This window comes from Duganella sp. AC237 (assembly GCF_979254035.1).
In genome coordinates this window covers 5612477-5624887 of sequence record NZ_CEEDEW010000003.1, presented here as the reverse complement: position 1 = coordinate 5624887, position 12411 = coordinate 5612477, and the positions used below count along the sequence as shown (strand labels likewise).

Annotated in this window: 9 protein-coding genes; 4 read left to right on the top strand and 5 right to left on the bottom strand. The window is 61.5% G+C overall.

Annotated elements, in window-relative coordinates; translation table 11 throughout:
• Nucleotides 1-171 precede the first annotated feature (171 nt).
• Nucleotides 172-492 carry a c-type cytochrome gene (locus AC0IYS_RS24955; protein ID WP_471707689.1) on the top strand — a complete coding sequence of 107 codons (321 nt, stop codon included), beginning with the start codon at nt 172-174 and terminating at the stop codon, nt 490-492.
• A 51-nt stretch (nt 493-543) separates the two neighbouring features.
• Here the strand turns inward: AC0IYS_RS24955 and AC0IYS_RS24950 are convergent, their stop codons facing one another.
• From AC0IYS_RS24950 to folD, 5 genes are all read right to left on the bottom strand, one after another.
• Complete coding sequence (locus AC0IYS_RS24950) at nt 544-1686, bottom strand: branched-chain amino acid ABC transporter substrate-binding protein (RefSeq protein WP_471707688.1); 1143 nt, start codon at nt 1684-1686, stop codon at nt 544-546.
• Between the two features lie 257 nt (nt 1687-1943).
• The gene (locus AC0IYS_RS24945; RefSeq protein WP_471707687.1) at nt 1944-2354 is read right to left on the bottom strand and encodes a hypothetical protein; all 411 of its coding nucleotides are present in this window, start codon (nt 2352-2354) and stop codon (nt 1944-1946) included.
• Entirely contained in the window at nt 2351-2776 is a 426-nt protein-coding gene (locus AC0IYS_RS24940) for a DNA polymerase III subunit chi (RefSeq protein ID WP_471708935.1), read from the bottom strand. Before AC0IYS_RS24940 ends, AC0IYS_RS24945 begins: the two co-directional genes overlap by 4 nt.
• 180 nt (nt 2777-2956) lie before the next feature.
• Entirely contained in the window at nt 2957-5035 is a 2079-nt protein-coding gene (locus AC0IYS_RS24935) for a M3 family metallopeptidase (protein ID WP_471707686.1), read from the bottom strand.
• Nucleotides 5036-5069: 34 nt separating this feature from the next.
• A complete protein-coding gene (folD, locus tag AC0IYS_RS24930) occupies nt 5070-5915 on the bottom strand; it encodes a bifunctional methylenetetrahydrofolate dehydrogenase/methenyltetrahydrofolate cyclohydrolase FolD (protein ID WP_315222831.1) in 846 nt (281 codons plus the stop codon).
• A gap of 268 nt (nt 5916-6183) precedes the next feature.
• Here folD and aceE point away from each other — a divergent pair, with 268 nt between their 5' ends.
• Genes aceE through lpdA form a run of 3 tightly spaced genes read left to right on the top strand, consistent with a single transcriptional unit; the run spans nt 6184 to nt 12384 of the window.
• A complete protein-coding gene (gene aceE, locus AC0IYS_RS24925) occupies nt 6184-8874 on the top strand; it encodes a pyruvate dehydrogenase (acetyl-transferring), homodimeric type (RefSeq protein ID WP_471707685.1) in 2691 nt (896 codons plus the stop codon).
• Nucleotides 8875-8895: 21 nt separating this feature from the next.
• Entirely contained in the window at nt 8896-10566 is a 1671-nt protein-coding gene (gene aceF / locus AC0IYS_RS24920; RefSeq protein ID WP_471707684.1) for a dihydrolipoyllysine-residue acetyltransferase, read from the top strand.
• A gap of 9 nt (nt 10567-10575) precedes the next feature.
• The gene (gene lpdA / locus AC0IYS_RS24915) at nt 10576-12384 is read left to right on the top strand and encodes a dihydrolipoyl dehydrogenase (protein ID WP_471707683.1); all 1809 of its coding nucleotides are present in this window, start codon (nt 10576-10578) and stop codon (nt 12382-12384) included.
• The last annotated feature ends 27 nt before the right edge of the window (nt 12385-12411 follow it).

Below are 12411 nucleotides of genomic sequence, written 5' to 3'. Positions count from 1 at the left end.
CTTTACTGGGAGCAATATTCTAATTCTGGGTCAACCCTTGGGCGGCTTATGCGTTAAATGCACAATAGTAAAACACGGTAGAATGATCGGCGGATCGAAAGCACGGAATTGATAGCACGCATTGATGGAACGCGTTGATGGAACGCATGGGCACTAACACTGGAGAGCACAATGAAACGCAATTTGATGATGGTAGGGATGGTAGTGGCGATGGCGTTCGCGTCGTCGGCGGCGATGGCGGATGCCGGCCTGGATCTGGCGAAGGCGAAGAACTGCATGGCGTGCCACGCGGTCGCGACCAAGCTGGTCGGCCCTGCCTATAAAGATGTGGCGGCAAAATACGCCGGCCAGAAGGACGCCGAAGGCAAGCTGGTCACCAAAGTGATCAAGGGCGGTTCGGGCACCTGGGGCGCGATCCCGATGCCGGCCAACCCGCAGGTGAGCGAGGCGGAAGCCAAGACCCTGGTCAAATGGGTATTGGCGCAGAAGTAGTCCACTTCTGGCCGGCCAAAAAAAACGCACCTACGGGTGCGTTTCTCATTTTTATTTGACAACTTCGACTTTGGTTTTCTTGCCGTCGGTGTAGGTGTACAAGGTCAGCGCGCCGTCCTTGATGTCGCCTTTCGGGTCGAACGAGATCAGACCGGTCACGCCCTGGTACTTGATCTTGTGCAGGAACGGCAGGTACTTGGCCGGCTGCGACGATTTGGCGTCGGCCATCGCGGTGGCCATCGTCATGATGGCGTCGTACACGTACGGCGCGTAGATCTGCACGTCGGCGTTGTATTTCTTCTTGTAGCGGGCGACGAAGTCGTCCATGTTCTTTTGCTGCTCCGGCGACACACCGCCCGCTTCGGCGCAGATCACGGTGCCGTTGGTGGCGGCATCGCCGGCCAGCTTGGCGAACGGCTCGGTGCAGATGCCGTCGCCGCCCATGTATTTGGCCTTGATGCCCAGCGCCTTCATCTGGCGCAGCAGCGGGCCGCCGACCGAGTCCATGCCGCCGAAGAACACCAGGTCCGGATTCTTGCCCTTGATGGTGGTCAGGATGGCGTTGAAGTCGGTGGCCTTGTCGTTGGTGAATTCCTTGCCGACGATTTGCACGCCCGGCAGCGCTTTCTTGGCGCCCTTGATGAATTCGTCGGCGACGCCCTGGCCGTAGGCGGTGCGGTCGTCGATGACGGCGATCTTCTTGGCGCCCATCTTGCCGACCGCGTAGGCGCCCAGCGTGCTGCCCAGCTTGGCATCGTTGGCGACCACGCGGAACGTCGAGTTGAAGCCTTGCTGCGTGTATTTGGTTTGCGTGGTGGCGGGGGAAATCTGTGGAATGCCGGCGTCGTAGTAGATCTTCGAGGCCGGGATGCTGGTGCCCGAGTTCAAGTGGCCGATCACGCCGTTGACCTTGGCGTCGACCAGCTTCTGCGCGACCGCCGTGCCTTGTTTCGGATCGCTGGCGTCGTCTTCCAGTTGCAGAACGAATTTGACCGGCTTGCCGTCGATCTTGAAGCCTTTGGCGTTCAATTCCTCGACTGCCATCTTGGCGCCGTTTTCATTGTCCTTGCCGAGGTGAGCCGACGGACCCGAGACCGGGCCGACGTGGCCGATCTTGATCACTTCTTGCGCACTGGCGCTGCCGGCGAAAGCCAGGGCGATGGCGAGTGGAATGAATTTAGATTTGAACAGCATATACATTCTCCAATGGTTGAATAGTCGACGGCTGTCTTGTGAACGCCGCAGTTTTTTCTGCAAGGCCAAAAGGTACAACAAATAATTGCCCGCGCAAAGGAGGAAACACGAAAGAACCGCGAAAGTTTTGCGCTTTTCTGATGCAGATCCAGAATTGGTACGGCGATCTATGATGCATTACCAAAATTGGTGCGGCGGTGCGCGCAAACGGGGCGATCCGCGCACCGTCCGGGCGCGGATCGGGAGGAGAGTGAGGATTATTTCTTTTGCGCTTGCAGGTGCGTCAGCTCCTGCGATACGGCGCGGGCGACGATTTTCTCGATGGTGTCGTGCAGGCCGATACGGATCTCGTTGGTCAGGCCGTGCAGCGCGTGCGTCAGGACCTCGGCCATGCTGTCCTTGATGCGCTGCTCGAGCACGAAGTCGACGCGCGATTGCAGCTTGCCCATGATGCGCTCGGACAGGCGGTGTTCCAGCATCACCCATTCGGCGTCGCTCCAGCCGTCGACGGCGTCCGCTTCGAGCTGGGCGGCCATTTCGGCGCGGGTGGAGGTGGTCAGCGGCGCGTTGGCCGTTTCGCCGGGCAGCAGGTCCCCGCCCAGCGGCTCGGCTTTGAGGACTTCCGTCAATACAGGGATACTGGCGTCAAACGATTGGGCTTGGCTCATGATTTTCCTGTGACAAAGTGGGTAAGTGGATAGTCTTGCTGCTTGTAGGCGACATAGCGCTTGCGGCCGGCAGCCGCATCATCCTCGTCGGAGGAAATCACTTCGATCATGCGCTCGAACTCGGCAACCCTGGCCGAGGAGCGGCGCGACAAATTCACTAATAATTCGGTGTGTGGTAATTCCGCCTCATCGTTGTCGGTGAGCACGATCGGCGTATGCGGCGCGAGCGGATCGCTGGCCAGCACGTGCGGCAGGAAGTCGGTCGCCGAAAATGTCCACATCGCCGCGTTAAGTGCAGCCAGTTGTGCCTCATCTTCCGCCATCAGCACCACGCGATGGTTGGCCGCCCAGGCCTTGCGCACCAAGCGGCAGGCGTAGGCGATCTTGTCCGGCACGTTGGTGTGGAAATCGATGCGTGTCATAGCTGTTGTTCTGTTCTGTAGAGGGGAATGGCGCGCGGCGCGGGCCGCGTGATTCCAGTTTATGCGAAAACCGTTTTTGGCGCTGGCATCGATGTTGCTATCGACGCCGCCGAAAATGAAAATGCCGCGCGACATCGGCATCCGATGCGCGCGGCGGTATATCTTTTAGACGACGTTTATTCAGGCAGCCATACCGCTGTGACGCAACAGCGCGTCGATGCTCGGCTCGCGGCCGCGGAAGGCGGTGAACGATTCGAGCGCCGGACGCGAACCGCCGACCGAAAGGATTTCCTGCAGATAGCGCTTGCCCGTTTCCGTGGTGGCCGACGGGCCCAGCGCCTTGGCTTCCTCGAAGGCCGCGTAGGCGTCGGCGGACAGCACCTCGGCCCACTTGTAGCTGTAGTAGCCGGCCGCGTAACCGCCTGCGAAAATGTGGCCGAAGGAATTCTGGAAGCGGTTGAACGCCGGCGGAATGATCAGCGCGAACTTGGCGCGCACTTCGTCGATCAGTTGCTGCACGGTCTTGCCGGTACTGGCGTCGTAGTCGTAGTGCAAGTGCATGTCCAGCAGCGAGAACTCGACCTGGCGGAGGGTCTGCAAACCGGACTGGAAATTCTTGGCCGCCAGCATCTTGTCATACAGCGCGCGCGGCAAAGGTTCGCCGGTGACGGCGTGGGCCGTCATATGCTCCAGCACTTCCCATTCCCAGCAGAAGTTTTCCATGAACTGCGACGGCAGTTCCACCGCGTCCCACTCGACGCCGGAGATGCCCGACACGCCCAGCTCGTCGACCGCCGTCAGCATGTGGTGCAGGCCGTGGCCGAACTCGTGGAACAGCGTGATCACTTCATCGTGCGTGAACAGCGACGGCTGCACCTTGCCGTCGACCACTGCCGGTTCGGTGAAGTTGCAGGTCAGGTAGGCGATCGGCGTTTGCACGGCCTGCTTGTCTGCGCGGCGGCCACGGGCGTCGTCCATCCAGGCGCCGCCGCTCTTGCCGGCGCGCGCGTACAGGTCCAGGTAGAACTGTCCGATCAGCTTGCCGTCGCGTTCGATGCGGAAGAAGCGCACGTCCTTGTGCCAAACAGGCGCGTCGTCCGGTTTGATCTCGACCGTGAACAGGTTCTGGATCAAACGGAACAGGCCGTCGACAACTTTATGTTCGGGAAAGTACTGCTTCACTTCCTGGGCGGAAAACGCGTAGCGCTGCTCCTGCAATTTCTCGGACGCGTAAGGAATATCCCAGGCCTTCAATTCGTCGATGCCCAGCTCAGCCTTGGCGAACTGGCGCAGTTCTTCCAGATCCTTCTCGGCGAACGGACGCGCGCGCTTGGCCAGGTCTTCGAGGAAGTTGACGACCTCTTCAGGCGACTTGGCCATCTTCGGCACCAGCGACACTTCGGCGAAGTTCTGGTAGCCGAGCAGCTTGGCTTCCTCGTCGCGCAGCTTGAGCAGGGTGACGATGTTTTGCGTGTTGTCCCACTCTTCCTTTTTGCTGAAGACCCCGCCTTGCTCGGACGCCTTGGTGGCGTTGGCGCGGTAGACGGTCTCGCGCAGTTCGCGCTTGTGGGCGAATTGCAGGATCGGGTAATAGGACGGGAAGTGCAGCGAGAACTGGAAGCCTTGCTTGCCGTCCTTTTCTGCGGCGGCGCGGGCGGCAGCCTTGACGTCGTCCGGCAGGCCGGCCAGGTCGGCCTCCTCGGTCACCAGCAGCTTGTAATCGTTGGTGGCGTCGAGCACGTTTTCGGAAAAGCGGGTCGACACCGACGCGTGCTCTTCCTGGATCGCGGCGAAGCGTTCCTTCTTATCGGCAGGCAGTTCGGCGCCGCCCATGCGGAAATCGCGGATGGCGTTGTCGACGATGCGCTTGCGCGCCGGCGACAGGGTCGCGAACTCGGGCGAGGCACGCAGCGCCTTGTATTTGTCGAACAGCGCCTCGTTTTGCGCCAGCGCGGTCCAGAATTCGGTGACCTTGGGCTGGTTCTCGTTGAAGGTCGCGCGCAGCTCGGGCGTGTCGACGACGTTGTTCAGATGGCTGACGATGCCCCAGGCGCGCCCCAGCAGCTCGGTGGCGTTCTCCAGCGGCGTGACGAAGTTCTCCCATGTTACTTGTTCCGATGGCGTTTGCAACTGCTCGACGACGGCGCGGCTCTTGGCCAGCAGGTCGTCGATGGCCGGGGTGACATGCTCGGGCTTGATCGCGTCGAAACGCGCCAGGCCGGAAAAATCGAGAAGGGGGTTCTGTGCGTCTGTGGTCATGTCAGCTTCCAAAAAGTTGTATTTAAGTGCGCGGTTAGCTGCGTTCCGCCGCCTCTACGGTATTCATCAACAGCATCGTGATCGTCATCGGACCGACGCCGCCCGGCACCGGCGTGATGTGCGACGCCACTTCCTTAACACCGGCAAAATCCACGTCGCCGCACAGCTTGCCGGCGTCGTCGCGGTTCATGCCGACGTCGATGACGATGGCGCCCGGCTTGACCATGTCGGCCGTCAGCGTGTTGCGGCGGCCGACGGCGGCGACCACGACATCGGCCTGGCGGGTGTACAGGCCCAGATCCGGCGTCGCACTATGGCAGATGGTGACGGTGGCGTTGGCTTGCAAGAGCAGCAGCGCCATCGGTTTGCCGACGGTGTTGCTGCGGCCGATGACGACCGCATGCTTGCCGCGCAGGTCGACGCCGGTGCTTTCAATCAGTTTCATGCAGCCGTACGGGGTGCAAGGGCGGAAGCCTTCCAGGCCCGTCATCAGTTCGCCGGCGCTGAGCACCGAGTAGCCGTCGACGTCCTTGGTGGTCGAGATCGCTTCGATGACCTTGTGCGGGTTGATATGTTTAGGCAGCGGCATTTGCACCAGGATGCCGTGGATGGCCGGATCGGCGTTCAGGGCGGCGATGCGCTCGAGCAGGGCGGCCTCGGTCAGGTCGGCCGGGTATTGCTCCTTCAACGAGTAAAAACCGGCGTCCTCGCAACCCTTGACCTTGTTGCGCACGTACACGTGACTGGCAGGGTCGTCGCCGACCAGGATCACGGCCAGGCCGGGCTTTTTGCCTTTGGCGGTGAGGGCGGCAGCACGTGCAGCAATTTCCGCGCGCAGTTTTTGGGAGAGGGCGATTCCGTCGATCAGTTGAGCAGGCATGATTTAACCAGGTGGGAGGGGAAAGCAGGATTATAAAGCGCCGGGGCGCGCCGCGCCGCGTTTCCAAGCAGTTTGACATGCTGCGGCGCACAAGATTTACATAGGGAAATTTCACGATACGAAATGTCGTATCATAGTTTGAAAAAGCAAAAAATCACTGTTAGAATCCCCACACGTCATTAAAGTAATAGTAAATAATTCATTAAAGACAGCGTTCCATTGGCCCAGAACGGACTAAAACGGGCACTTAACTCAGGAGACTTAATACATGTCAGCTCAACTTGACCAGGTAACGGCAAACACCGACCCTGATTCGCAAGAAACCAAAGAATGGTTGGATGCTCTGGCCGCGGTGCTGGAACAAGAAGGGCCTGAACGTGCTCATTACCTGATGGAACGCCTGATCGACCTGGCCCGCCAAAGCGGCTCGGACATCCCGTTCTCTGCCAATACGGCCTACGTCAACACCATCCCGACCAGCATGGAAGTCCACTGCCCGGGCAATCTGGAATACGAAGAAAAGCTGCGCTCGTGGATGCGCTGGAACGCCATGGCAATGGTCGTCAAGGCCAACCGCGTCGATGGCGACCTCGGCGGCCACTTGTCCTCGTTCGCCTCGCTGGCCAACATGCTGGGCATCGGCTTCAACCACTTCTGGAAGGCGCCAAGCGAAAGCCACGGCGGCGACCTGCTCTACATCCAGGGCCACTCGTCGCCAGGCGTCTACGCCCGCGCCTTCCTGGAAGGTCGTTTGACCGAAGAACAACTGACCCATTACCGCCGCGAAGTCGACGGCAAGGGTCTGTCGTCGTATCCGCACCCGAAACTGATGCCGGACTTCTGGCAGTTCCCGACCGTGTCGATGGGCCTGGGGCCGTTGATGGCGATTTATCAGGCGCGCTTCCTGAAGTACCTGCACGCGCGCTCGATCGCCGACACCACCGACCGCAAGGTTTGGGCCTTCTGCGGCGACGGCGAGATGGACGAACCGGAATCGCTGGGCGCGATCGGCATGGCCGCGCGCGAGAAGCTCGATAACCTGGTCATCGTCGTCAACTGCAACCTGCAGCGTCTGGACGGCCCGGTGCGCGGCAACGGCAAGATCATTCAAGAGCTGGAAGCGGACTTCCGCGGCGCCGGCTGGAACGTCGTCAAAGTCATCTGGGGCCCGGGTTGGGACGCGCTGCTGCAGCAGGATAAAGAAGGCATCCTGCGCAAAGTGATGATGGAAACGCTGGACGGCGAATACCAGAACTACAAAGCCAAGGACGGCGCCTACGTGCGCAAGCACTTCTTCGGCAAGCATCCGAAGCTGCTGGAAATGGTCGCCAACATGACCGACGACGACATCTGGCGCCTGACCCGCGGCGGCCACGATCCGCACAAGATCTACGCCGCCTTCAAGGTCGCGCAAGAGCACAAAGGTCAGCCGACCGTCCTGCTGGTGAAAACCATCAAGGGCTTCGGCATGGGCAAGCACGGCGAAGCGCGCAACACCGCGCACAACACCAAGAAGCTGACCGACGAAGCCGTGCGCGAAATGCGCGACCGCTACTCGATCCCGATCCCGGACGACAAGCTGGCCGACATCCCGTTCTACAAGCCTGCCGACGACGCGCCGGAAATCAAGTACCTGCACGAGCGCCGCGCCGCGCTGGGCGGCTACCTGCCGGCCCGCCGCCAGCAAGCCGACGAAAAACTGACCGTGCCGCCACTGAGCGCGTTCCAGAACGTGCTGGATGCAACCGCCGAAGGCCGTGAAGTGTCGAGCACCCAGACCTTCGTGCGTATCCTGACCACGCTGCTGAAGGACCCGAGCGTTGGTTCGCGCATCGTCCCGATCCTGGTCGACGAGTCGCGCACCTTCGGTATGGAAGGCCTGTTCCGTCAAGTCGGTATCTTCAACCAGCAAGGCCAGTTGTACGAGCCGGTCGACAAAGACCAGGTCATGTACTACCGCGAAGACAAGGCCGGCCAGATCCTGCAAGAGGGTATCAACGAAGCCGGTGGTATGAGCTCGTGGATCGCCGCTGCGACGTCGTACTCGACCAACAATCGCGTGATGATCCCGTTCTACACCTACTACTCGATGTTCGGTATGCAGCGTATCGGCGATCTGGTCTGGGCAGCGGCCGACATGCGTTCGCGCGGCTTCCTGATGGGCGGCACCGCCGGCCGTACGACCCTGAACGGCGAAGGCCTGCAGCACGAAGACGGCCATAGCCACCTGTTCGCGGCGGCCGTACCGAACTGCATGCCGTACGATCCGACCTTCGGCCACGAAGTCGCCGTGATCATCCAGGACGGTATGCGCCGCATGGTGGAAGAACAGGAAGACGTGTTCTACTACATCACCATCATGAACGAGAACTACCCGCACCCAGGCATCAAGCCAGGCCAGGAAGAGGGCATCCTGAAGGGCATGTACCTGCTCCAGGAAGGCGACAAAGACGCCAAGCAGCGCGTGCAACTGATCGGCTCCGGCACCATCCTGCGCGAATCGATCTTCGCCGCCGAACTGCTGAAGAACGACTGGAACATCGCCGCCGACGTGTGGTCCGCTCCGTCGCTGACCCTCGTGGCACGCGATGGCCAGGACGCCGAGCGCTGGAACCTGGTCAACCCGACCAAGGAAGCCCGTGTTCCTTACGTGACCCAGTTGATGTCGAAGACCTCCGGTCCTATCGTTGCGACGACCGACTACATGCGCGCCTTTGCTGAACAGATCCGTGCCTTCATTCCGAAGGACCGCACCTACCGCGTGCTCGGCACCGATGGTTTCGGCCGTTCGGACACCCGCGCCGCGCTGCGCGAGTTCTTCGAGGTGAACCGTTACTACATCACGGTCGCCGCGCTGAAATCGCTGGCCGAAGAAGGCAAGATCGACGTCAAGGTGGTTGAGGAAGCAGTCGTCAAGTACGGCCTGAATCCGAACAAGCCAAATCCGGTGACCCAATAAATAGAATACGGAGCAAACGCTATGAGCATTGTGGAAGTTAAAGTCCCGGATATCGGCGATTTCAAGGAAGTTGAAATCATTGAGTTGATGATCAAGGTCGGCGATACGATCAAGGTCGATCAGTCGCTGATCACCGTTGAATCGGATAAGGCCAGCATGGAGATTCCTTCGTCCGCCGCCGGCGTGGTCAAGGAAATCAAGGTCAAGGTCGGCGACAAGGTCGCCGAGGGTTCGCTGCTGCTGTTGTTGGAAGCTGAAGGCGCCGCAGCCGCGCCGGCTGCCGCCGCTGCTCCTGCGCCGGCGCCTGCCGCCGCTGCCGCCGCTCCAGCTGCGGCCCCCGCACCAGCCGCCGCGCCAGCCGCTTCGGCCGGTCCGGTCGAAGTCAAAGTGCCGGACATCGGCGACTTCAAGGAAGTGGAAGTCATTGAAGTGATGGTCAAAGTCGGCGACACGATCAAGGTCGATCAGTCGCTGCTGACCGTCGAATCGGACAAGGCCAGCATGGAAATCCCTTCGTCGCACGCAGGTGTGGTGAAGGAAGTGAAGATCAAGGTCGGCGACAAGGTCGCCATGGGTTCGATCGTGCTGGTGGTTGAAGCCACTGGCGGCGCTGCCGCTCCTGCCGCTGCCGCACCTTCGGCTGCTCCAGCTGCCGCAGCCGCTCCAGCCGCGGCGCCTGCGCCTGCGGCCGCTCCTGCTGCGGCAGCCGCCGCGCCGGCAGCGTCGCAAGGCTCGGTCCAAACCGGCAAGCTGGCGCACGCGTCGCCGTCGATCCGCAAGTTCGCCCGCGAACTCGGTGTCGACCTGCTCAAGGTGCCGGGCTCCGGTCCTAAAGGCCGCATCACCCAGATCGACGTGCAGAATTACGTCAAGGGTGTAATCGCCGGTACCGTGGCTGCTCCTTCGGGCGCCGCCAGCGGTGGTTCCGGTGTTGGTGGTGGCGGCAACTTCAGCGTGCTGCCATGGCCGTCGCTGGACTTCAGCAAATTCGGTCCGACCGAACTGCTGCCGCTGTCGCGCATCAAGAAGATCAGTGGCCCGAACCTGCACCGCAACTGGGTGCAGATCCCGCACGTCACACAGTTCGACGAAGCCGACATCACCGATCTGGAAGCATTCCGCGTCGAGACCAACAACGCCAATGCCAAGAACAAGGATGCGGCCAAGCTGACCATGCTGGCCTTCGTCATCAAGGCATCGGTCGCCGCGCTGAAGAAATTCCCGTCGTTTAACGCCTCGCTCGACGAGAAGGGTGAAAACCTGATCCTCAAGCAGTACTACAACGTCGGCTTCGCGGCCGATACGCCGAACGGCCTGGTGGTCCCGGTGATCAAGAACGCGGACCAGAAGTCGGTCTCGCAGATCGCCAAAGAGATGACCGACCTGTCGCTGCAAGCGCGCGAAGGCAAGCTGAAACCGACCGATATGCAAGGCGCCAGCTTCACCATCTCGTCGCTGGGCGGCATCGGCGGCACGCACTTCACGCCTATCGTCAACGCGCCGGAAGTGGCGATCCTTGGCCTGTCCAAGGCGTCGATCAAGCCAGTGTGGGACGGCAAGGCCTTCCAGCCTCGCCTGATGATGGGTACCTCGCTGTCCTACGACCACCGCGTGGTCGACGGCGCGATGGGTGCTCGCTTCTCCGTGTACCTGAGCGAAGTGCTCGGCGACATGCGCAAAATTCTGCTGTAAGGAGCGACTATGACCACAGAAGTGAAAGTGCCGAACATCGGCGACTTCGCAGAAGTTGAAGTGATCGAGGTGATGGTCAAGGTTGGCGACACGATCAAGGTCGATCAGTCGCTGGTGACCGTCGAATCGGACAAGGCGAGCATGGAAGTCCCTTCGTCGCACGCAGGTGTGGTGAAGGAAGTCAAAGTCAAGGTTGGCGACAAGGTCAAGGAAGGCGTGTTGCTGCTGGTGGTCGAGGAGGCGGCTGGCGCCGCCGCTGCGGCGCCGGCGGCTGCGGCCCCGGCACCTGCTACGGCAGCACCTGCAGTATCTGCTGCCGCAGCGGCGCCAGCGCCTGCTCCGGCAGCCGCCGCGCCGATCGCCGCGCCAGCCGGTAGCAGCTACACCGGCCAGGTCGACATCGACTGCGACATGATGGTGCTGGGTGGCGGTCCTGGCGGTTACTCCGCCGCGTTCCGTGCCGCCGATCTGGGCCTGAACACGGTGATCGTCGAGCGTTACGAAACGCTGGGCGGCGTGTGCCTGAACGTCGGTTGCATTCCGTCGAAAGCGTTGCTGCACGTGGCATCGGTGATCGACGAAACCGCACACATGTCCAACACCGGCGTTACCTTCGCCAAGCCGACCATCGACATCGACCAGGTACGCAAGTACAAGGAAGGCGTCATCAAGAATATGACCGGCGGTCTGGCCGGCATGGCCAAGGCCCGCAAGACGCAAATCGTCACCGGTGTCGGCCAGTTCCTGAGCGCGAACCACATCGAAGTGACCGCCGGCGACGGCAGCAAGAAGGTCGTGCAGTTCAAGCAGGCCATCATCGCCGCCGGTTCGGCGGTTGTGAAGCTGCCGTTCGTGCCTGAAGATCCACGCATCGTCGATTCGACCGGCGCGCTGGAACTGCGCCAGATCCCGAAACGCATGCTGGTCATCGGCGGCGGCATCATCGGCCTGGAAATGGCCACCGTGTACTCGACCTTCGGCGCGCGTATCGACGTCGTCGAAATGATGGACGGCTTGATGCAGGGCGCCGACCGCGACGCGGTCAAGGTCTGGCAGAAGTTCAACGAGAAACGCTTCGACAACATCATGACCAAGACCAAAACGGTCGGTGTTGAAGCGCTGCCGGAAGGGATCAAAGTCACCTTCGAAGCCGCTGAAGCCGGCGCCACCGCGCCAGCGCCGCAGATCTACGATCTGGTGCTGGTCGCCGTCGGCCGCAGCCCGAACGGCAAGAAGATCGCCGCCGAAAAAGCCGGCGTGGTTGTCAGCGACCGTGGTTTCATCCCGGTCGACAGCCAGATGCGCACCAACGTGCCGAACATCTTCGCCATCGGCGACCTGGTGGGCCAGCCGATGCTGGCGCACAAGGCGGTGCACGAAGGCCACGTCGCGGCGGAAGCCGCCGCCGGCCAGAAGTCGCACTTCGACGTGAAGGTGATTCCATCGGTGGCCTACACCGATCCGGAAGTGGCATGGGCCGGCATCACCGAGGACGAAGCCAAAGCCAAGGGCATCAAGGTCGAGAAGGGCCACTTCCCTTGGGCCGCCAGCGGCCGCGCAGTGGCCAACGGCCGCGCAGAGGGCTTCACCAAGCTGCTGTTCGACGCTGAAACGCACCGCATCATCGGCGGCACCATGGTCGGCACGCATGCCGGCGACATGATCGGCGAGATCGCCCTGGCGATCGAGATGGGCTGCGACGGCACCGACATCGGCAAGACGATCCATCCTCACCCGACCCTGGGCGAGTCGATCGGCATGGCCGCCGAAGTGTACGAAGGCGTCTGCACCGACCTGCCGCCGCCGCGCAAGCGCTAAGTTATCGCATCATCACAAAACCGGGAC